Here is a 20995-nt window from a genome sequence, read left to right on the forward strand (position 1 = left end):
CCGCTCGTCGTCGTGCGTGCCAGGCAGCGCACGCCGGCGATGGGTCCCATGGGGCGTTCGTTTGGGGGCGGCAAGCCCGAGGCGACCACCCGCCGGTGACCCACCGCTTCGGAGAAGGCGGTCGCTCCCCGACGAGCGCGGCGGCGGTGAGCTTCTCGCTTGATCGCGTATGACCGGATCTGACGGGACTCGGCCGGCCGCTTACCCACTGTCGCCAGCGACCGTCGGCTATCGTCAGCTACCGTCAGCAAGGCCTACGCCGCGGATGGCAAGGACACTTCCTCCCCGGCTCTCCTTGCGTCGATGATGTGTGCGGTGTTGACGACCCCGACGTGAGAGAACGCCTGTGGAAAATTGCCGAGCTGGCGGCGCAGCTCGGGGCTGTACTCCTCGGCGAGCAGGCCGACATCATTGCCGAAGGAGACCAAGCGATCGAGGAGCGCCTCCGCCTCGTCGAGGCGACCGACCATCGCGTAGTTGTCGGCGAGCCAGAAGCTGCAGATGAGGAAGGTCCCTTCGTCCCCCGGCAGACCGTCCACGCCCGTTTCGGTCGCGTAGCGCAGGACGAGGCCATCCCGGGTGAGGCCCTTCTCGATCGCCGCGACGGTGGACAGCATGCGGGGATCATCGGCGGCCAGGAAGCCCATGTGCGGGATCAGGAGCACGCTCGCGTCGAGGGCCTCCGAGCCGTACGATTGCGTGAAGGCGCCGACGCGCGTGTTGAATCCGCGCGCGAGCAGGTCGCCGCGGATCTCCTCGCGCAACGCGCGCCAGCGCTGGAGCCGCTTCTCCAGTCGATGCTGTCCGCCTACGCCGAACTCCTCGATCATGCGTACGGCGCGATCCACGGCCACCCAGGTCATCAGCTTCGAGTGCGTGAAGTGCAGCTGCTTTCCCCCGCGTACCTCCCAGATGCCTTCGTCCGGCCGCTGCCAGGACTTCTCGACGAAGTCCACGATCTCGACGATAGGGTCCCACGTGTGCGGCAGATCCGGCAGGCCGTGTGCGTGGGCGTCGTAGAGCGTGTTGAGCACCTCGCCGTAGACGTCGAGCTGAAACTGATCGTATGCGCCGTTGCCGATCCGCACCGGTCTCGATTCCTCGTATCCCGGGAGCCACGGCAGCTCGATCTCGGTGAGCCGATGCTCCCCGGCCACGCCGTACATGATCTGCAGCTGCGCAGGAGCACCGGCGACCGCGCGCATGAGCCAGTCGCGCCAAGCCTGAGCTTCCTCGAGGTACCCGCCGCGCATCAGGGCGTCGAGCGTGAGGGTGGAGTCGCGCAACCAGCAGTAGCGATAGTCCCAGTTGCGAACGCCGCCGAGGTCCTCCGGCAAGGACGTGGTCGGCGCCGCCACGATCCCACCCGTGGGCGCGTAGGTGAGCGCCTTCAGCGTGAGGAGCGACCGCACGACGGCATCACGCCAGCGGCCTTGGTAGCGACAACGGCCCGCCCACTCGCGCCAGTGACGCTCGGTTCGCGCGAGCTCCTGCTCCGCGTCGACGGGGTGGGCCGGCGCGTGCTCATGCGACGGGTAGAACGTGAGGGTGAACGGCAGGCGCTGACCCGCGCGGACGACGAAGCTCGTCTCCAACCGGGCGGCGTTCCAGTCGGGGTCGAGCGACGCTGGGCTGCTGAACGCGATCGCGGCGGGTCCAGACGTGAGCGTCGCGCGGCCTCCGTCACACTGGATCCACGGGATCACGCGGCCGTAGCCGAACCGCGCCCTCAGATCGGAGTGCATCGGGACTTCGCCCTCGACTCCCTCGACGATCCGGATGACGTCGTGCTCGACGATGCCATAGGCTCCGTCGACGAGCCGGGGGGCCTCGTGCGCGGCCACGCCTGGGGGCATGAAGTCGATCAGGCGCGCGCGGCCGCTCTCACAGACGAACTCGGTCTCAAGGACCAGCGTGTCCCGCCGATAGCGCCGCTCCAAGCTTCGTATCGCCGTGGCTGGCCGGATGGTCCAGTAGCCGTGTTCGTCGCGTCCGAGCAGCTTCGCGAAACACGCGTCTGAGTCGATGCGTGGCAAGCAGAGCCAGTCGAGCGAGCCGTTACGTGAGACCAGACCGACCGTGGTCGTGTCACCGATGAGACCGTAGTGTTCGAGCGGAGCTGGCATCGCTGCAATATGCAGGTTCATGCCTGGACCGCAATCCTAGGACCGCGGATCAGAAATCCCGCCAGGGATCTGACTCGCGGGCGAAGATGAATTTCAACGCAAAGGCGCAAGGGGCGCAAAGACGCAAAAATGCATGATATTTGTTCTATTTTTTTTGCGTCTTTGCGTCTTCGCGCCTTTGCGTTAAGCTCTCTCTCCCTCCGGATCCCCGGGCAGGACTCCTGCCGGGAAGCCGGGTGGAGCTCGAGGGGCGGGCGACCCCGCGGCGGCGCCTACTCGCACGCCATCGGGCCGAAGCAGACCGCGGGGTCCTCCGCGAAGCGGCGGAAGTTGTCCGCCTCGGGGTGGCCCGGGAACGGGACATAATAGTAGACGGCCTTGTCGTCGAAGTCGCTGCCGTCATAGTAGGTCTGCCACGTCAGCGCGTAGGAGACGCCCGCGCTCTTCGCGATCTCGAGCAGGTGCTCGTTGTACCAGTCCTCCGTGACGGCGCCCTGCCCCGCGTCCGGGAAGAGGCTCGTCAGCTCGGTCGAGGTGAGCGCGACGGCGGACGCCGCGCTGAGGCCGTAGTTGTCCAGGAACTCGGCCTTCATGCCCTGATCGAACAGGGTGTCGTACCACCGGCTCACGTGGTCCGCCGGATACAGCGCGAGCGGCTGGCCCGCCGCGAGCTTGCTGACCCGGTGCAGGAGGTGCAGCCGGTAGGTGCCCGTCTCGCTGAGCGCGTGCGGCTTGCCCTTGGCCGCGCCGACCGCCGCGACGGCGCTCGCCATCGCCTTCATGTCCTCGAGGTCGGCCGGGGACGCCGCCCGCTCGTACGGGTAATAGAGATCGATGCCGAGGATGTCGATGAGGTCGTCCCCGGGATACGCCTCGAGGTAGTACGCCTCCAGCAGCTCGGACGGCGGCTGGCCGTCGTGGTCGAGGATCGCCTGCTGGGGCGGGCTCTCGTAGGCCGCGCCGAGCTCGGAGAGCTCCTCGACCAGGCGCGCTCGGAGCAGGTCGCGAGAGAGGCTCTCTGGATCTCGGATCTTCGCCTCGGCGGGCGTCACCTCGCTGTCGCTCAGCTTCCGCAGCTTGTCGGTCGAGTACGCGAAGATCACGTTCTCCATCCCCGGCTCGCTCCGGACGGCCTCGGCGAACGTGCGGTACGCGGCGCGGTAGGCGTCGGGGCCGGTGACGGCCTGATCGTCGCCGAGCAGGGCCTGGCAGTTCCAGTACGGCTGACCCCACCAGAACCACGCGCCGGTGTGCTCGTGGAACGGCCTGAGGACGACCGGCTTGCCGTCGAGCCCGTGGTCGCGGAAGAACTGGGCCACGTACTTCGCGTGGGCCACGAGCCAGTCGCGCGCCGAGATCCCGGCGAAGGTCCCCTCCGCGATCGGCACGTCATTGGCGATCTTGCAGACGCACTTCAGGTTCTCTGGGATGTCCGCGCTGGAGCCCAGGGACGCCGAATAGTACGTCTCGGCGTAGAACGGGGTGCCGCCGCCCTGGGCGTGGATCGGGACGCTCTGGCCGTCGACCGTGATGGTGGCGAGCGGCGTCGCGATGTCGGCCGCGAAGTCCGAGCTCGCGATGTCGTAGTTGCACGGGGGCGTGTGCCAGTCGATGGCCACCATGCCGCCCGGCTGCTCCAGCGTGTACGCCACGGCGGCGGCGGCGACGTCGCGCCGGTTCCAGGCGACCGGGTCGAAGACCATCGCGTCGAGGGAGAGGCCGAGCAGCCCGGGGTTCTCTCCCACGGTCGCGCCGGCGTCCGACGCCCACGCGCGCTCGTCGCGGCTGGCCGCGCCCGCGAGGGTCGCGAACCAGTCGTTGGTCGAGATGAGCCCCTTCGTGCCCGGGTCGTAGAGCCCCCACAGGATGCTGTGCTCGTACCCGAACCGGAACTTGCCGGCTCGCGACGAGGTCCAGAGGTCCTCGAGGAGCTTGCCCCGGGGCGTGTCCGGGAACTCCGGATCATCGCCGGGCGGGTTGTCGTCCGGGGGGTTGTCGTCCGGGGGGTTGTCGTCCGGGGGGTTGTCGTCCGGCGGGTCGTCTCCGGGCGGGTCGTCTCCGGGAGGGGGTTCCCCCGGCGGCGTGCCGTCGTTCGACGACCCGCACGCGGCTGCCAAGCACAGAAAGAACGCGGCGCACAGGCGTGGGCTGAGCTGGTGGAGATTCATGGTGGCTTCCCCGCGAAGGATACGAGTGGTGGGGGAAGCAGTAAGATCTGAATCGGTTCAGCGTCAATGCCAATTTCCGGTACGAGAGGCCGTCGTCAGTTTCGGGCCGCCGTCGGGCCCACTGAGTTAACCGGTTCATATTGCCGGGATCACGGTCAGCGGCGCGCCTGGATCGCTCGGGGTCGGCGGCGGCGCGGAACGCACGCCGGGTAGAATCACCCGGGGGGGCGCCTGTAACGGAAGTTTTCGCTTGTGCTGTTGGCGCGGTGATCGAGGGCGCCGGCGCGACGCCGACCCTCACCTTCGATCCGCCGGATGTGGGGGATCGTTCACGCCCTGAAGGGCGCGCCCTGCGTCAGCCGCGTTGACGGTCGTCGCCGCGCTTGCCGCTCCGACCCGGAGAACGGCGACGGCGCCGCACGAGCGGCCGCGGATCGATCCGGCCGGCGAGCGTGAGCGACCGGCGGCCGATCACACGCTGCCGCTCACCTTCGCTGTGCGGGTATTCCCGTCGAGCGACGTCTCGATCGTGTACAGCGCTCCCTGGTACGAAATGCTCCCGCCCTCACTCAGGTTTCCGCCGCGCAGCACGTTGGCGGCGCTCTCGTACAGAAGAAAGGAGGCGTGGCCGTAGGGCAACGCGCTCGACAGCATCCAGGTACCCTCCAGGCCGCCCTCTTCGATCACGAGGTGCTGCTGAGCGCCGGACGCGTCGAGCAGCACCCCGAGCGTCGAGCCGCTCCGGTCGCGCGACGTGGCGCGGAAGCTGAGGGGGGCAGCGGTGGCGAGCAACTGGGCGGAGGCGACTGGCTTCTGGGGGATGGACATGGCGGTGATCAACAAGCTCCGTGGACGGCCCTTAAGTGCGGACCGGGTGACGTGTCTTTCCGTGACGGCCTGGCGGCCGAGCTCCCGTGGAGCCGTCGCTCACAGGCCTGAGCGGGCGATCGAGCGCTTCGGCTGCCAGACGAGCCCGCCGTACTTCCGGGGAGAGCCCGAGCGGTCGAGCCGCTGGAACGTCTCACCCGTCTTGAGGTGCCGCTGCCTGTCGCGATCGAAGGGGCCGTGCTGGCCGCTCGCCGGCTCGTACGTGACGTCGCTCCGCCCGTGCACCTGGAAGCGCCAGCAGAGCCTTTGTTCCACACCGTCCACCACCCGCGACAACCACGGCTTCACGGTCTGTACCTCCCCGCGCTCAGCGCGCGAGCTCGCGGCCGAGGCAGGGCTGTCGCCCTGGGTCGCTTCGACCGGCGCGGCGGTGATGCTCGGCGTGCACGTGTGAGCCATCTCGACGTTCCTCCGACGGTGGGAGGCACGAGACGCGCGTGCATCCCACGGCTGTGCGAAAGTTGCCTCGAACGTCGCATGACGGCCGTGTTTGCCGGGCCTGGTCGATGGGCCAGACGGCATCGCCGACAACTTCACTGCGTGTGCGCCAATGTATAGCAGAAAGATGCGCCTCGGCACCACGCATATCGGCGCAGCAGGCGCCGATTTCGCCGGGGCGACGCTTTTTCGCGTCGTGGCTGCTCGGGCGTGGTGCGAGCCGTCTCTTCCGGGGAGGGCGCTCACCCCTCGGCGCCCGCGGTCCCGGTGTCCAGCCGGGCGACCTGGCGCTCGTGGGGCATCGAATCCGACGAGTCCGGAACCGCGTTTGTCGCGCGAGTATGTCCCCGCGCCACTCGATTCGATCTCGTCCGTGCGGCGAGCCCGCGATGGGCGAGCCCGTGGGCCCGCGCGCGGGCCATCTGTGATTTCGTTCATCGGCATGTCGCCTTCAGGCGCGAGTCGGGCCCCGCAGTGCGCTGGAGATCTCGGCAACATCGGCGTGCCTCCTCTCCGCGGGCCATGGACTCCTCGGTCTGGTTGGAGGCCTATCGTGGTGGGCAGTGGCAACCCTCCGACGCGCGCAACAACGTGCCTCGGAGCAGGTGCGCGCCGATCGCCCGCGAGCGCGACGCCGCGGACGCGGCGATCACCTCCACCTGCGGCCAGAAGAGGTCGAAGACCTCCCGCGCCTGAAAGGAGGAGGCGGCCGGCGCGGCGGCCTCGCCGGCGCCGGAGAGGACCCGGGTCACCGGGGCGGGAGCGCGCGGCGGATGACGGGCGCCGCCGCAGCGTCGTAAAGCTGCTCGCGCGAACCGCGGGTGTGTACAACCTGGACGACCGGGGAGGGCGGCGGAGCGGCAGCGCTCGGTCTGCTTCGGTGCGATTACTCACCGGCTCGGACCGCTGGGCGCCCATGGCGGCCCGGGTGGAGCGTGGTAGTCTGCGCGCCCATGAACAACACGCCTACCGACGGCATCGATGGGGAAGATTGGGGACGACTGCACGTCACGCGAGCTTGCTGCGGCGTCGGTGTCTGCAGGAACTTCGCGCCAGAGCTCCTGGGCGAGGTGGCGCCCGCGCACTGGGAGGCCATGGACGGCGACGTGAAGCGCCGCGGCCCCGCCGTGCTGGAGGGCACGTACGAGGAGGGGGCGTTCACGGGCGTCCTGCGCCAGCCGCGGAGCCGGGCCGACTTCGAGGCGGCGCGCACGGCCGTGGCCTCCTGCCCGGTCCACGCCTTACGCCTCAAGCCGCCCGCCGCGCGCCCTCGCGCCGGCGAGCTCGGCGCTCCTTTCAGCACCTGGCCGCGCCGCATCGAGGAGGACGTCTGGGCGCTCGGCGAGCCCTCGAGGGAAACCGTCGGGGCCACGGCCTACTTCATCGAGCGCCCCGGCGGGAACGTGCTCGTCGATCTGCCCAAGCCGAGCGAGGCCATCTTCCGCTTCCTCGAGGAGCGCGGCGGCGTGCGGTGGATCTTCCTCACCCACAGTGACAACACCGCGCACCACGCCGAGTTCGCGGCCCGCTTTCCCGGCGCTCGCCGCATCCTCGGCTACGCGGACGTGAGCGCGCGCGGCGGCGCGTACACCGCGGTCACCACCGACGTGGAGATCCAGCTCCCCGACCGCCCCGAGCCCATGACCCTCGAGGGCGCGCCGCTCGCCGACGCCGCGCTCGCCGGCGCCGAGCTGGCCGTGCTCTCGCAGCCCGGCCACACCGCGGGGTCGATGTGCCTGCTGTACCGCGGCCGCTTCCTGTTCACCGGCGATCACCTCGCCTACTCGCGCCGTCTCGGCCAGATCATGGCGTTCCGACTCCAGTGCTGGCACGACTGGGAGCGCCAGACCGGCTCCGTGCGCCGGCTGGTCGCCCTTGCGGAGGCGGGCCACCTCCGGTTCGCGTGGCTCCTGCCCAGCCACGGCGAGTGGCACCGCCTCGACGGCGACGGCAGCGCCGCCGCGACGGCGGCCGAGCTGAGGCGCACGGTGGCCTGGATGGAGCGGCAGGCGCCTGGCCGCCTCCCGATCGCCCGCTTCATCCCCTGGGTGCAGAGCCGCGTGCAGCCCCGCGGCCGCCTCGCCCGCGCGGTGCGCGCGATCGGCGGCGAGGGCCCCGGGAGCGAGGCGTGGGTGCTGCCGCGCGCCCTCCACCCGTACCTGCCCGATCACCGGCCGGAGAAGGTCAATCCGGCGCTGATGCGGGCTTCCCTCGCGGCGGCGAGCGCGATCGGCGCCGCGGCGTCCGTCGTCTGGCTCGCCGCGCGCGCGGTGGGGGCGGTGGTGAAGCGGAGGGCGTGACGCGGGCGCGGGGGCGCGCGCTCGCCGCTCAGCCGCTCGCGCCGTCCTCGCCGTCCTCGCCGTCCTGGCGCAGCAGATACCGTGTCTCGGGGTTCTCCCGGCGCCAGATCACGTTATCCATGAAATAGTGGTGGATGTTCACGAACACGTAGATGGCCGCGAGGTAGGGTGTCGGGCCCAGCCCGGCCATCGTCTCGTCGCCGCTCGCGCTCAGCACCAGCGCGCCGTCGAGGAGCGCGGGCGCGCCGCGGAGCACGACCCACCCGAGGCCGACGGCGGAGGCGGCCAGGAGGCCGAGGCGCAGGCTTGTCGGCCTCCCGAACAGCGGCGGGCCCTCGGCGTCGCGCGCCTCGTTCCGCTTCAGGAGCCAGACGAAATACAGATACTGGACGGAGTGCAGCGCCGGAATCACGTACATCATGAGCCGGTCGAGGCTCGAGTACACCGTCCAGAGCCACACCGTGATGAGGAACCCCGCGAGCGGCGAGAGCGGCGGTAGCCGCCGGTCCGCGCGCCACCGCCGCGCGAGCGCCCAGCACAGCGCGAGCGCGCTCAGCGCGAAGGCCGCGCCGGCGATGGGCTCGAGGGCCGGCGGGTGCGCGATCGAGGTGTAGACCACGCCCTTCTCCTCGAGCTCCCTGCCCGGATCGGCCGGGCTCGCCCACGCATAGGCCCAGGCCGCGAAGCAGTGCGCGAGGATCACCCTGCGCTCCAGCGGGCTGAACCGGAACCCGCGCCGCGCCGACAGCACCGTCAGGACGCCGAAGCCCTGCTTGACGTAATGCCAGCCCACCAGGAGAAACATGAGCTGGATCATGAAGCCCATCGCCCGCGCGGAGCCGGTCGAGAGCGCGAAGGCCGCCCACGCGAGCAGCGCGAGCGGGACGAGGAGCCCCGCGACGACGGTGCGGGCCCGCTGCGCCGGGGGGAGCGCGCCGTCGAACGCGCGGCGCCTCGCGTCCCTGTAGAACAGCAGGTACGTGACCGCGAAGTGAGGATCGTTGATCACGGACGCGGCGTGGAACGTCAAGAAGCCGATCGCGAGCTCCGACGCGTCGAGCCCGACCGCCCGGCGGAGCAGCCACGCGAGCGGAAAGAGCACGAGCGTCGCGCCGCCCACGAGCAGGAACTCGATGAGGCGGGCGCCCGAGGCCTCCCGGCGCGGCGCCGCGACCGGGACTGGCAGCGTCACGCTCGCGCTGGTCATGCGCCGAAGCTACCACACGGGGGCGCGCCACATCCTTCATCCAAGCTCGTACGAACGCCGCGGCGCGCGAGCGCCCGCGCGGGCGCGCCGAAGGCCGGCGATCGGCGCTCGTGGCGCAACTTTACCGATGGATCGAACGGGAGCCCGCGGGCCCTCGCGCCGACGCGCGGCCGGCCGCCCGTCACCGGCGCTTCAGGGCGTACGCGATGCCGCCTTGCAAGGTGCCCTCCGTGACCAGGCCGCGCAGGTCGATGTCGAGCTCGATCATCGTCCGCGCGATCGCGGGCTGGATGCCGGTCAAGACGACCTCGGCGCCGAGCAGCCCGGCCGCGCGCGCGGCCTGCACCAGCATCTCGGCGACGCGCTCGTCGACCGCCTTGACGCCGGTGATGTCGATGATCGCGATGCGGGCCGCGTGCCGCTCGACGCCCTGGAGCAGCGTCTCGATGATGCCGCCCGCCCGCGCGCTGTCGAAGAAGCCGATGAGCGGCATGACGAGGACGCCCTCGGCGATCGGCAAGAGCGGCGTGACGAGCTCCCGTATCGTGTCCTGCTGCGCGACGATGAGCTCGTCCCGCGCCGCCTCCCGCTCGCGCTCCGCCTCCTTGACGCGGGTGATGTCGAGCGAGACGCCGGCCATCGAGCCCTCCGGGATGCCCTCGCCCGAGACCGGGAACTTGATCGTGAAATACGTCCTCTCGCCCCCGGGGTGCGGCACGGGATCCTCGGCCTCGAACGGGGTGCCGCTGCTGCGCACGAGCGCGTCGACATCGTTGTAAATCGCCGCGACCTCCGGCGGGAAGAAGTCCTTGTCGGTCTTGCCGACCATGCTGCCCGGGGCCGCGCCGACGATCTCCTCGAGCGAGCGGCTCACCAGGAGAAAGGCGCCGTCCCCGTCCTTCGCGTAGAGCAGGACCGGCGCGCGCTCGCAGAACGCGGCGAGCAACGCCTCGCTCCGGAGCAGGCGCCGCTCGCGGCGCTGCCGCTCGGTCACGTCCTCGGCCGACAGGAAGATCTCGCGCGCGGCGCCGTCCTCGCCGCGGGTGAAGACCTCGGCGCGGACGGCGAAGAGCCGCTCGTCCCCCTCGCGGCCCAGCGCCCGCAGCTCGCCGTCCACGACCTCGCCGTGCCGCGCCGCCGAGAGCCGCTCGGCGCGCGCGGCCAGGCCGGCGAGGTCGTCGGGGTGGATGCGGGCCGAGAGCGCCGCGAGGCCGCGCGTCGAGAGCTCCTCGTCGGAGCAACCGAGCGCGCGGGCGAGGGCGGCGTTGTGCGCGGTGAGCCGCCGCTCTCTCATGTCCACGACACACAGGATCGCCGGCGTCGCGTCGAGCATCCGCTGAGCGCGCCCGCCGGTCGCCTCATGGTGGTCCTTGCCCCTGGTCTCTTTCATCCCGGCACGGCCTTGTTCATGGTGGCTCCTTCGACGTCGGGCGGCGGCAAGCGCGCGGGCCTGAGCTTGCCACATGATAGCCACTGGCCGCGGGGCGCGCGGCCGAATCGACGACGTCGCCTCCCTGTCGAGCGCGCCCGGCGCGGCGCGCCAGCCTTACCGCGCAGGCGCAGGCAGCAAGCCAGCGCGGCGCGCGTCACGCGGCGTCGCCTGCCGCGCGGCGCACCGGCGGGCTCACGGGAGCAGGCTGCAGTCGGACAGGGGCGTCCGGTAGTCCATCGCCTGGGTATTGCGCTCGAACTCGTCCAGGTTGTTCGGACAGACGACGTACCAGCCAGCGTCGGTGAAGGGGTCCACGCGCCGATCGGTGGTGACCAGGTCGTACGCCAGCATCACGGTGTCGTAGCCCCAGCCGAACAGCTTCTGGCCGAGGAGCACGTCGACGTAGCCGGCGCGCATGCGATCCAGGTACTCCGGCAGCGTATCGAACGCGACCGAGTGGATCTCCTTCGCCATCGCCTTCTCGGCGAGCAACGGCGCGTGGGCCTCGAGGTCCGGCTCGCCGAGGAGCTTGCTGTAGGAGAAGAAGAAGCCCGTGATCTCCGGGTCGTCCTCCAGCGCCTGCTCCGCCTGTTGCGTGCAGAAGGGGTCTTGATAGTCGCAGCAGAGGCAGGGGAGGGTCGCGGCGTTCGTCATGTCCGGGTATTTCTTCAGCGCCTCGGAGAAGCCGGCGGTCCGGTCGATGAAGGTCCCTGCGGCGGTGGGGGTGTAGCCGCCGTCCCTGTTCTCTTCCATCATCGTCTGGAAGGCGATCTTCCCGGTCTTCCCGTTGATGGTCGCGAGCGCATCCATGAGGAAGGCGGCAGCGGCCTTGTTGTCCATGCCGTAGTAGGTGTGGCGCTTGCTGTTCGGCGCGTCGCCGCCGTACGTGACGACCTTGATGCCGGCGTCCACGGCCCGGTTGATGATGTCGTTCTCGCAGACCCCGTCGAAGACGTCGACGGAGATGGCGTCGACCTTCCTGGCGATGACCTCTTCCAGCACCGCCATCTGCGGCCGGGAGAAGTAGCACTCGTCGTCGGGATCCTTCGGATCGCCGTTCCCATCGAGCTCCGGGCACTCGGGATCAAGGATCATCACCTCGACCGGGCGCGCGCTCGTGGCCGCGAGCTCCGTGCTCGCCTGCCTGGCGCCCTCGCGCCCGAGGTCGTGGAATCGATTGCACTTGTTGTGCGTGATGTAGGCGATGGTGATCGGATCACCCGTCGCGCTCTCGCTGTCGCTGCAGGCGAGCAGGCTGGTCACCAGGAGAATACCCGAGAATGTTTGATAGCGCATGAACCCCCTCCACGCTCGAGAACCAAGAAAGCCGTCAAGAACGATGGTGCGATCGGGTGAGAGATGTTTGGCTGCCAACGCGCGGCGTCCATCATGGTTCGTCGCCGCCGTGACCGCCTGTCCCGCCGGCGCCGCCGTCGCCGCCCTGACCGCCTGTCCCGCCGTCGCCGCCGTGACCGCCTGTCCCGCCGGCGCCGCCTCCCCCGTGACCGCCGTCACCGCCGCCGTGCGTGTCCGCGCCGCCGCCGCCCCCGACGCCGGTCGAGGTGGTCCCGCTCGCGCGGGAGGAGCTCGCGGAGACGCCCGTGTCCACGCAATTCGGGTTGTCGACCTCGACGTAACAGCCCACCTCGACAGGGTGGCCGACCTCGATGCAGCCCCACGCAAGGAGGCACGCGGCGGCCGGCGAGACGACGAGGAGCGAGGAGAGGATCGGTCTCTTCTTCACGGCAAAGCTCCCAGGGGCGCGCGGGACGCCGTCGCGCGCGAGGAGGGCCCGGCCGCCGCGGGCGGGCCGGCGGCAGCGTCATCGCCGCCCAGGTGAAGCTCGATCCCGGCGAAGACCGTGAGCCGGTTCGTCAGCGCGAAATCCGCGCTGGGGCCGCGCTCCACGAGGTAGCGCGGCTGTCCCTGGTTGGGGCCGACGACGTAGGGCTCGTAGGCCGAGAACGCGTATTGACCGCCGAGCGTGTACCCGGCGCCCTTCACCCCGGGCAACGCGCCCGTCAGCGCCGCGCGGAGCTCGAGCTGCGGCGACACCTCGGGGCGCGGGGAGATGTTCGACGGATTGCCGCCAACATACGCCTGATCCGCGATCCGGCGGCCCATGTACGCGGCCGCCAGCGACACGGCGCCGGCGCCGATCTCGTACGAGACGTGCGCGTTGCCGTACACCGACGGCGCGACCGTGAGGGGGACCTCGTCGCCGACGCCGAACTTTGCATTGTTGTCGATCTGCGTCCCCGACATGCGGCGCCGCGTCACCGCGAACGTGGAGTTCGCGCCGACGCGCAGCCGCCGCTCGAGGAAGCTCGCCTCGAACCCGAGGTTCGCGCCGTAGTTCCGGATGCCCGGTACGTTCTTGAAGCTCGAGACGCTGGGCGCCCTGGCCTTCACGATCTGGAGCTCGATGACGTCCCGCCAGGTCGAGGCGAAGCCGCCGGCCGTGATCGCGTACGCGCCGGTCCGGAACGACGACACCGCCTCCACCGACGAGACCTTCTCCGGCTTGAGGCCGTCCGGGTTCGGCAGGAGCCTGCCGCTCAGCATGTAGAGCTCGACGAAGCTGGGCGCGCGGAACGCGCTCGAATAGATGAGCTTGAGCGAGACGCGATCGTCCGGCTCGGCGATCAGCGCGGCGCGCGGCGAGATCGCGGCCGGCAGGTGCTCGAGCGGGATGCGCGAGTCGAGGTCGACCCGGATGCCCGCGTTGAGCGCGATGGGCCGGAAAGGGCGCAGCGTCTGCTGCACGTAGGCCCCGAGCGCGGCCTCGTCCTCGAGGCGGTGCCCGCCGCCGTGCCAGCGCGTGAGCGCGGTCTCGGAGCCGTAGCTCTTGCCCGTGAGGTCGTCGAACGCGACGATCTCGTACGCGGACGTGCGGAGGCGCCCGTCGACGCCCGCCAGGGTCGAGAAGGCGCCGTCGCCCGCCCAGTCGACCACCGCCTGGAGCTCCAGCCCGACCCAGCGGGAGAGGAACAGCGCCTCCTTCCGGCAGGGCCCGGACGGCCCGCGCGGGCACTGCTCGGGATCGCTCACGCTGAGCGGCACGCCCGGCACGAGCGCGTCGTGGCCGACGACGTAGCGCGAGCGCAGGAGGCGGCTGTACCCGAAATACGCGCGCGCCACGCCCTCGAGCCGCTCGCTCCAGCGGGCGCGGTAGCGCACGCTGGCCAGGGACAGCGACTGCGTGTTGCTGTTGTGCGCGTCGTCGTAGGCGCCGACGCGGTTCTCGTAGAGATCCATCTGGGGCGCCGCCCACACCGAGCGCGTCACCTGCGCGGCGGCGCTCAGGTCGCCGACGTCGACGCGCAGGTACGCGCCCGCCTTGCGGCGGAACCACTGCTCTTTCACCGGACCGCCCCAGGTGCCGGGCTCGGCGTGCGAGCCGAGATCCAGCGAGGGCGCGCCGTCGGGCCCGACCGGGATGGGCTGCTTCGCGAAGGCGAAGTGCGGGCCCTTGAACGTGTGCATGTCGGCCGCCGCCACCACGCCCGCGGGCTGCCCGAGCAGCGTGAAGCTGCGCCCGAGGCTCAGCGCCACGGTGTTCTCGCCCCCGGGGCTCTCGACCGCCGGGGCCATGATGCTCCCCGACTCGTCGAGCGGCGGCGACGCCCCGAGCATGAGCGAGGCGTGGAGGCCCTGGTGGTCGGCGGCCTTCTTCGTGACGACGTTGATGACCCCCAGCATGGCCTGCGCGCCGTAGAGCACGGAGCCCGGCCCCAGGATCACCTCGATGTGGTCGATGGCGTCGACCGGGATGTCGTGCAGGAAGACCGCGCCGCCGCCCTGCTCGTTCACGACCATGCCGTCGAGCACGAGCAGCACGTGGCTGTTCGCGTCCCGGGTCAGCGCGACCCCGCGCGCGCCGACCTCGGGGGCCGACATGCGGTAGTGCGCGAAGACGCCGCTCCCGAGGAAGTTGAGCGCGTCGGCGAGGCGCTGGATCCCGAAGCGCTTGAGCTGCTGGCCGGTGATCACCGACGACATGGCGGGCGCGTCGCTCGCGCGCTCCGCGGCGCGGGAGGCGCCGGACACGACGTTCTCCTCGAGGATCTCGAGGAGGGAGCTGACGTCCTCCGCCCGCGCCTCGCGCGAGGCGGCGGTCGACCACGCGAGCGACGCTGTGCAGAGCAGTGCCAAACCGGGCGAGCGCACGTCAGTAGATCCTTGCCAGTTTGAGGATGGACGCCGGGAAATCGATGCGCTGGGCCCGGGCCTGCGCGAGGTTGATGCTCATGCGCGGCTTGCCGTTCGCGACGTCGACGCCGAGCACGGCGCCCTGCGCGACGTAGGGCTCGACGGCCGCGAAGCTCAAGACGCCCGTGTCCGCGAGCGCGCCGCGGATGGCGGCGACGTCCTTCGCGAGCCCGGAGGAGATGTAGACGACGTGGATGTCGCGCGCGCGGCACGCCGCGGCGAGCTCGGGCGCGCTCGAGTACTCGATGGCCTCGACGCGGATCGGCCGGTCGCGCACCTTGCCGATGTCGAGGAGCGCCCGCCTCATCTGGTGCGCGGCGCTCGCCGAGTCCGCGTCGCGCGCCCTCGTGAGCAGCAGGAAGGAGACCTGCGCCTTCACCCGCTCCGGGAAGCCCCGGTCGTACGGCAGGATGCGCGTGACGATCTCCGCCTGCACGTCGAAGGGCGCCGTCGCCGTCTCGGCCCGCGCGCGGCGCGGGGCGAGGGCGGCCGCGGCGAGGAGGCCGAGCACGAAGGCGCGCCGGCAGAGCGTCACGCCCTGCGTTCCTTGGCGCGGGCGAGGCCGGAGAGCTTGCGGATGCGGAGCGCCGCCTCCACCTGCGGGGTGAGGGCGAGGAGATCGCCCTTCCTGCCGAAGACGCCGTCGAAGCCGAGCTCCGCGTACTGGGCCCCGGCCTTGGCGTCGGTCGTGTAGAGGTAGAAGAGCGGAGGCCGCTCGGTCGCGGGCACCGCCGCCTTGAGCGAGCGCAGGACGGCGCCGCCGTCGAGGCCCGGCATGAAGAAGTCGATGATGACCAGATCGCAGCCGCGCAGGTGGCGGGCGGTGCCGACGAGCTGCGTCGTCGTGACCACGTCGTAGCCGGCGCTCGACAGCTCGACGCGGATCCGCATCAGCACGATCTCGCTGTCATCGATCACCAGGATGCGTCCGCCGTGTGCCATCGGTTCAATCTCCGTTGCTGAGGGGAACGGCCCGGTCGCGGGGCCGGATCACGAACGCCGTCCCGGTCTGGCGCGACGCGTCCACCTCGATGAGCCAGCCGACCGAGAGGAGGTCGGCGCGGACCGCCGAGAGGCCGACGCCGCGGCCGGCCAGGTCGCTCACGTCGCCCTTCGTGCTCACGCCGGGGGCGAACGGGAGCTCGCGCGCGCGGCGCAGATCGGTCGGGTCGACGCCGGCGCGCGCCGCGAGGGCGTGGAGGTCGAGCCCCCGGCCGTCGTCCTCGACGACGATCGTGGGCAGCGGCTGAGCCTCGGCGCAGACGGCGCGGATCACGCCGAGCTCGGGCTTGCCCGCCTGGGCGCGCGCGTCGGGGGTCTCGATGCCGTGGGCGATCGCGTTGCGCACGAGGTGGATGAGCACGCCCGGGAGCAGGCCGGCGAGATCGGCGGGGACAGGGACCTCGCGGCCCTCGATCTCGAGGCAGGCGCGCTTGCCCTCCTTCTCGGCCCAGCGGGGCACGCGCTCGACGAGCGCCGCGAGCACCTCGCCGAACGGACGGGACGCGAGGCGGCGGGCGATCTCGGCGGCCTCGCCGCCCTGCCCGGCGAGGAGCTCGCCCAGCCGGCTCACGTCGGTGCGGCGGACGGTGATCTGGTCGAGGACCGCGCGGCCCACGGGCGACGCGTCGACGAACGTCTCCTGCGCGCGCGCGAGCTCCTCGGCGACGCGCTCGAGCCGCGCGCGAAGGGTCGCCGCGCCGAGGTCGACGGAGAGCTCGTCCTCCGAGCGCGCGCGCGCCTGGACCGCGGCGAGCTCGTCCTCGAGGGTCATGACCTCGTCCGCGAGGCGCTCGAGGTCGAACGAGCGGGCCTCGCCCTTCAGGGTGTGCAGCTGCTGCAAGAGCTCGTCGAGGTCCGCGGCGCCGAGCCGCCCGCCGGCGCCCAGGATCTCGGCGCACCGGGCGACGCGCTCGCGCGAGATCTCGACGAAGCGGACGAAGACCTGGCCGCCGCCGGCGACGAGGCGGCGCATGGCCGCGATCTGGCGCGCGTGCTCCTCGTCCTTGGTCTTGACGCTCGCCTCGAGGCGCCGGAGCTCGGTCTCGTCGGTCGCGAGCAGCATGACGCGCGCGACCTGCTGGCCGGAGACGACGGGGCAGAACTCGAGCCGCAAGAACCTGCGGTCGCCCGGCGCGCGCTCGAACCAGAGCGAGCGCGGGGCGAGCTCGGCGACCTCCGGGAAGAGGTCGAGCTCCGCGCCGAACGCGGCGTCGATCCACTGCCGGAGCGCCTGGCTCTCGACGCTGAGGGGGTCGTCGCCGTAGAGGAGCTCCGCGACGTGGCGGCCCGCCTCGGCGCGCTCGCCGAACAGCTGCCTCGCGTGCTTCGAGGCCTCGACGCCCAGCCGGCCGTCGGGGCCGAAGGCGACGATCGCCTCGCGCATGTTGTCGAAGAGCTCGCGGAGGCTCTCCGTGGCCATCTCCAGCTTGCCCTCGCGCTCGAGGATGGCGGAGCTCATCGCGTTGAAGACGTCGGCGAGCCGGCCGAGCTCGTCGTTCGTGCGGACGCGCACGCGGACGGTGCGGTCGCCCTCGCCGAGGCGCCGCGCGGCGTCGACGAGCCGCGAGAGCGGGCGCACGATCTGCCACCGGGCGAACCCGAGGAGGAGGAAGGCGGTCACCGCGCCGACGAGCCCCGCGTATTCGAGGATGTCGCGGCGCGCCGCGGCGAACGCGGCGTTCTCGGGATCGAGGGAGAAGACGAGGGCGAGCGTCCCGAGGCGCCGCCCGTCGTCGCGCACGACCGCGCGGGCGACGCGGATCTCGCGCTCGAGGACCTGGTTCTCGGCGCCGCGCGCGATGAAGACCGACAGCCCCTCTGGCGGATCCCCGACCTTGGCGACGGGCTCGGCGTCGCTGCCCCACGCGATCGCGCCGATCAGCGCCCGGTTCGACCGGAGCTGGTCGAGCTCGCCCTGGGCCGCGTCGCGATCGCCGAAATCGAGCGGCGCGGTCAGGGACCCCGAGAGCAGATCCGCCATCATCGAGGCGGCGTTCGCCTTCGCCGACACGAGATCATCCCGTGTCTTTTCGATGACCTGATTGGCCACCAGCACGGTGACGCTGGTGAGGACGACCACGGTCGCCGCCGCGAGCTTGACGCCGATGCCGAGGGGAACGCCGGCGCGCCCGGCGCGCTGCCGGTCGGGCGTCGAGGGCGTGGAGGCGGCGCCGGCGTCCAGCATCAGGCGACCGGCGCGGCAGCTCGTACCCGATGCAAGGAACGGTCGAATCGAAGAGCGTACGTCATCCGCGCCCCCACGAAAGACAAAGGCATGTCCGGGCGCCGGCGCGCAGTGTCAGCGTCCCCCCGGAGGAGCGCGGACAGGCGCACGGAGAATACCCTTCAGTCCCCGACGGTACGTAGCTTATTTCATATTTGCAACAGGAATTTCCTTACCCACATTGGAGGGAGTTGTCGGCTCGTGGCGCCTGTTGGGCGCCTGTTGGATGGCCCGCTGCTCACGGCGCGTGCCGGCGCTGGGCGCGCGGCGCGGGGCAGGCGCGGCGCTCTCATGAAGCCACGGGCGAGCTCGGGCGCTGGGCCGCGGCGCCGCTACTGGTTCGCGTCGATCGAGCTGAGGAAGTCGTTGTAGTCGTCGACCTTGTCCCCGCGGACCACGTCGAGGCCCGTGTTGACCCGGGTGCCGTCGACCATCTGCGGGGCGAGGATGTTCTTTGTCGCCTCGAGGCCGAGGTTCTCGATGCCGTAGAGGATGTAGGGCACGAGATAGCCCTGGTAGTACTGCCGCTGGATGTGCGTGGCCCGGATGCGCCCTTGGCGCATGTACTCGACGGTTATCGGATCGAAGTCGAAGGCGACGATGGGGACCTTTGCGCCCGCGGCCTCCGCGGCCATCGCGCACCGGTACGAGACGTTGAACAGGCCGAGCATCCCCACGAGGGGCGGGTCCGCCGCCTCGATCTGGGCCGTCATCCACTCGACGTCGTCGGTCTCGCCCGAGAGGTCCCAGTGGGCTTGGCCCACGACGACCTCGTAGCCGGCTGCCTCGAGCCTGTCCTGGGCGCCCTGCGTTCGCTCCAGGCCGGCGCTCCCGGCCTCGTCGGTGCTGCCGTGGAGGATCACCGTCCCAGGGGGCGAGGGCAGCATCGCGAGCAGGGTCTCCGCTGCCGTGGTGCCGGCAGACTCGTTGAGCGTCCCGACGTAGATCGAGCGCTTCGAGGCCGCCACGTCGTTGTCGAGCGTCACGACGTGGACCCCCCTCGCCACCGCCTCGTCGACGGCGGTGGTCTGGAGGTCGCCGAAGGGCGCGAGGCCGATCCCTTCCGCTTTGTCCTCCACCGCCTGCGCGATTTGCTCGTTCTGGACCTCGTCCGGCTGAGGGCCGTCCTCCGACAGCGCGATCGGCCCGATCACGCTCCCCACGACCCCGAGCTCCGCCATGGCCCGGGTCGCGGCCGTCACGACCGGCCCCCAGAAGCCCGCGGCGTTCTTCAGCACGACCGCCATCCGCATCGGCCGGAGCGCGCTCGCGTTGATCTCGGCGACGAGGCGGTCGACCGTGTCCTCGAGCTCCACGGGCGTGAACTCGTTGTCGGGGATCGGGGCTCGCTGGATGGGCGTGAGCTGCTCGCCCGCGCCGGGGGGCTGGTCGGACCCGCATGACGCCGTCGTCAGCGCGAGACCGAGGACCGTCGTACTCCATCGTCCAATCCGCCCCATGAGCAGCTCCTCCTCGCCCGTGGCTCGTCGATCGTGCGCACTCCTGCGTGAACGTCACGCTCGCCGCGAGATCATTGCCTGACGCTGCAGGTGACGGGGACGGGGTCGAGATCGACGAACGTCTCGTCGCGGATGGTCCACTTCTGCATGAAGTGGTGCTTGTTCGCCCCGTAGATGTCGAACTCGTACTCCGCGGCCGCCCCCACGTACCGGAGAGGGACCCCCTCGCGAAGCCTGGTCATCGCCGTCTTCAGATCCCGCCACGAGGCCGGCTCGTTGTCGGGGCTGTTGAGCTCGCGGATGATCTTCTGCAGCGCGTTTCCGGAGGAGGGGATCTCCCCGCTCGTGGCCTGGGCGTACACGAGGCCCATCGCGATGAGGACGACGCCGTCGTAATAGAAGTGCGCCGCGGGGAACGGCACCTCCCCGCCCCACCGGCGGGAGAAGTGGTCGATGAAGGCGGCGGCGTTCCCGGTCGTGCACTCGACCTTCTCCTCCGCTTCGTCCACGATCTGGCACTCGCTCCGCAGGCTCAGCGAGGGCGAGACCCCGGAGTAGCCATCGAGGACGCCCGCGGGAATGTTGGCGAGGAGCGCCTCGGCGCGCAGCGCGGGGCCGAGGAGCCAGGCGCCCGGGCGCCCGGCGACGGTCCATTCGGTCACGACGGTCGAGGCGGTGGCAGGAAAGGCGGCCAGGAGCGTGCGGTCGGGGCCCATATCGAAGGCGTACGCGATCTTGTCCGTGTAGGTATGCTCGCCCGCGGTGAGCGGCACCGACGGGAACGCCCTTCCCCTGAGCGCCACGAAGTTGGTCGTGAACTCGCTGTTGACCTTGGCGTTGTAGTCGTCCCACGCGGCGAGGCTGTTCACGGTGCGGATGCCGTCGCGAATGGCGTCCTTCGCCAGCGCGCAGCCGATGTCGAACGGGGTAGGGGCGAGCCGCATCCAGCCCCCCTTCCTCTCGCTGCGCGCAACGGGGGGGGCGGCATACCCCGGCAGCATGTGAAACCGGTCGAGCTCCTTCACGTCCCGCGAGATCTCGTTGGCGAGGTCGTTCTCTTCGGGCCCCACCAGGTAGGCGACCTGATCCTTGTAGAGCAGCGCGGCCAGCTGGTGGATCCCGCGCTCCGAGCTCGAGTGGCTGTCCCGGCTCCGGAGGTCGAACGGCCGCCCGTCGAGCCCGCCCGCGGCGTTCAGGTGCTCGATCGCGAGCAGCATCGCTTGCTCGAGGTTGCGGCCGATGGCCGACTCGCTGCCGGTGAAGGGCAGGAGGGCGCCGATGACGACCGCGTTCTCGGGGCGCTCGGGCTCGCTCGGCGCGCAGGACGCCGAGAGGAGGGACGCGAGCCCGACGAGCAGCCCGGCCTCCAGGCAGCGCAGGCGTTGTCCGCGATGCGTGGATCCCATGCCGGCTCGATGGACGCACCGCGAAGAGGCATGGCTCCCAAGGTACATGCAGGCCTCTCGATGACATCCCAAACAGGATGTGTCTGTCAAGGACGTGGAAGAGTCGACGATGCGGGCTGAAGTGGGAGATGA

The 20995-nt window shown here is 71.0% G+C and carries 16 protein-coding genes; 1 reads left to right on the forward strand and 15 read right to left on the reverse strand.

Annotated features, from left to right (window positions below; translation table 11 throughout):
- Positions 1-254: 254 nt before the first annotated feature.
- From WMF33_RS06065 to WMF33_RS06085, 5 genes are all read right to left on the reverse strand, one after another.
- On the reverse strand, positions 255-2126 hold the full coding sequence (locus WMF33_RS06065; protein ID WP_437339449.1) for a glycoside hydrolase family 15 protein: 1872 nt from the start codon (positions 2124-2126) through the stop codon (positions 255-257).
- A gap of 272 nt (positions 2127-2398) precedes the next feature.
- Complete coding sequence (locus WMF33_RS06070; protein WP_437336251.1) at positions 2399-4294, reverse strand: glycosyl hydrolase; 1896 nt, start codon at positions 4292-4294, stop codon at positions 2399-2401.
- 471 nt (positions 4295-4765) lie between these two features.
- Positions 4766-5122 (reverse strand): hypothetical protein, encoded by a 357-nt coding sequence (locus WMF33_RS06075; RefSeq protein ID WP_437336252.1) that lies wholly within the window; start codon positions 5120-5122, stop codon positions 4766-4768.
- Positions 5123-5221: 99 nt separating this feature from the next.
- On the reverse strand, positions 5222-5581 hold the full coding sequence (locus WMF33_RS06080) for a hypothetical protein (protein WP_061629367.1): 360 nt from the start codon (positions 5579-5581) through the stop codon (positions 5222-5224).
- A gap of 587 nt (positions 5582-6168) precedes the next feature.
- Positions 6169-6372, reverse strand: a complete 204-nt coding sequence (locus WMF33_RS06085; protein WP_437336253.1) for a hypothetical protein — start codon at positions 6370-6372, stop codon at positions 6169-6171.
- 201 nt (positions 6373-6573) lie between these two features.
- On the opposite strand from WMF33_RS06085, the gene WMF33_RS06090 reads away from it, so the two are divergent.
- Complete coding sequence (locus WMF33_RS06090) at positions 6574-7920, forward strand: MBL fold metallo-hydrolase (RefSeq protein WP_437336254.1); 1347 nt, start codon at positions 6574-6576, stop codon at positions 7918-7920.
- A 28-nt stretch (positions 7921-7948) separates the two neighbouring features.
- Here WMF33_RS06090 and WMF33_RS06095 read toward each other — a convergent pair whose 3' ends face one another.
- The 10 genes from WMF33_RS06095 to WMF33_RS06140 form a co-directional block, all read right to left on the reverse strand.
- On the reverse strand, positions 7949-9127 hold the full coding sequence (locus WMF33_RS06095; RefSeq protein ID WP_437336255.1) for a hypothetical protein: 1179 nt from the start codon (positions 9125-9127) through the stop codon (positions 7949-7951).
- Between the two features lie 181 nt (positions 9128-9308).
- A complete protein-coding gene (locus WMF33_RS06100; RefSeq protein WP_437336256.1) occupies positions 9309-10517 on the reverse strand; it encodes a PAS domain-containing protein in 1209 nt (402 codons plus the stop codon).
- A 234-nt stretch (positions 10518-10751) separates the two neighbouring features.
- A complete protein-coding gene (locus WMF33_RS06105) occupies positions 10752-11855 on the reverse strand; it encodes a substrate-binding domain-containing protein (RefSeq protein WP_437336257.1) in 1104 nt (367 codons plus the stop codon).
- A 91-nt stretch (positions 11856-11946) separates the two neighbouring features.
- Positions 11947-12303 (reverse strand): hypothetical protein, encoded by a 357-nt coding sequence (locus WMF33_RS06110; RefSeq protein ID WP_437336258.1) that lies wholly within the window; start codon positions 12301-12303, stop codon positions 11947-11949.
- Positions 12300-14729 (reverse strand): TonB-dependent receptor plug domain-containing protein, encoded by a 2430-nt coding sequence (locus WMF33_RS06115; RefSeq protein ID WP_437336259.1) that lies wholly within the window; start codon positions 14727-14729, stop codon positions 12300-12302. The genes WMF33_RS06110 and WMF33_RS06115 overlap by 4 nt, the downstream gene beginning before the upstream one ends.
- A gap of 1 nt (position 14730) precedes the next feature.
- Positions 14731-15306 (reverse strand): YfiR family protein, encoded by a 576-nt coding sequence (locus WMF33_RS06120; protein ID WP_437336260.1) that lies wholly within the window; start codon positions 15304-15306, stop codon positions 14731-14733.
- Positions 15303-15713 carry a response regulator gene (locus tag WMF33_RS06125; protein WP_061629359.1) on the reverse strand — a complete coding sequence of 137 codons (411 nt, stop codon included), beginning with the start codon at positions 15711-15713 and terminating at the stop codon, positions 15303-15305. Before WMF33_RS06125 ends, WMF33_RS06120 begins: the two co-directional genes overlap by 4 nt.
- Before the next feature lie 4 nt (positions 15714-15717).
- Positions 15718-17958, reverse strand: a complete 2241-nt coding sequence (locus WMF33_RS06130) for a HAMP domain-containing protein (protein WP_437336261.1) — start codon at positions 17956-17958, stop codon at positions 15718-15720.
- Between the two features lie 371 nt (positions 17959-18329).
- Positions 18330-19457 carry a substrate-binding domain-containing protein gene (locus WMF33_RS06135; protein ID WP_437336262.1) on the reverse strand — a complete coding sequence of 376 codons (1128 nt, stop codon included), beginning with the start codon at positions 19455-19457 and terminating at the stop codon, positions 18330-18332.
- Between the two features lie 71 nt (positions 19458-19528).
- Positions 19529-20863, reverse strand: a complete 1335-nt coding sequence (locus WMF33_RS06140; protein ID WP_437336263.1) for an ABC transporter substrate-binding protein — start codon at positions 20861-20863, stop codon at positions 19529-19531.
- Positions 20864-20995 lie beyond the last annotated feature (132 nt).

This window comes from Sorangium sp. So ce394, assembly GCF_051474665.1.
Classification (GTDB): Bacteria; Myxococcota_A; Polyangia; order Polyangiales; family Polyangiaceae; genus Sorangium; species Sorangium cellulosum_D.

Coding starts and splice junctions, on each gene's coding strand:
- WMF33_RS06065 (WP_437339449.1), bottom strand. CDS start 2,126: ATGCCAGCTCCGCTCGAACACTACGGTCTCATCGGTGACACGACCACG.
- WMF33_RS06070 (WP_437336251.1), bottom strand. CDS start 4,294: ATGAATCTCCACCAGCTCAGCCCACGCCTGTGCGCCGCGTTCTTTCTG.
- WMF33_RS06075 (WP_437336252.1), bottom strand. CDS start 5,122: ATGTCCATCCCCCAGAAGCCAGTCGCCTCCGCCCAGTTGCTCGCCACC.
- WMF33_RS06080 (WP_061629367.1), bottom strand. CDS start 5,581: ATGGCTCACACGTGCACGCCGAGCATCACCGCCGCGCCGGTCGAAGCG.
- WMF33_RS06090 (WP_437336254.1), top strand. CDS start 6,574: ATGAACAACACGCCTACCGACGGCATCGATGGGGAAGATTGGGGACGA.
- WMF33_RS06095 (WP_437336255.1), bottom strand. CDS start 9,127: ATGACCAGCGCGAGCGTGACGCTGCCAGTCCCGGTCGCGGCGCCGCGC.
- WMF33_RS06100 (WP_437336256.1), bottom strand. CDS start 10,517: ATGAAAGAGACCAGGGGCAAGGACCACCATGAGGCGACCGGCGGGCGC.
- WMF33_RS06105 (WP_437336257.1), bottom strand. CDS start 11,855: ATGCGCTATCAAACATTCTCGGGTATTCTCCTGGTGACCAGCCTGCTC.
- WMF33_RS06125 (WP_061629359.1), bottom strand. CDS start 15,713: ATGGCACACGGCGGACGCATCCTGGTGATCGATGACAGCGAGATCGTG.
- WMF33_RS06130 (WP_437336261.1), bottom strand. CDS start 17,958: ATGCTGGACGCCGGCGCCGCCTCCACGCCCTCGACGCCCGACCGGCAG.
- WMF33_RS06135 (WP_437336262.1), bottom strand. CDS start 19,457: ATGGGGCGGATTGGACGATGGAGTACGACGGTCCTCGGTCTCGCGCTG.
- WMF33_RS06140 (WP_437336263.1), bottom strand. CDS start 20,863: ATGGGATCCACGCATCGCGGACAACGCCTGCGCTGCCTGGAGGCCGGG.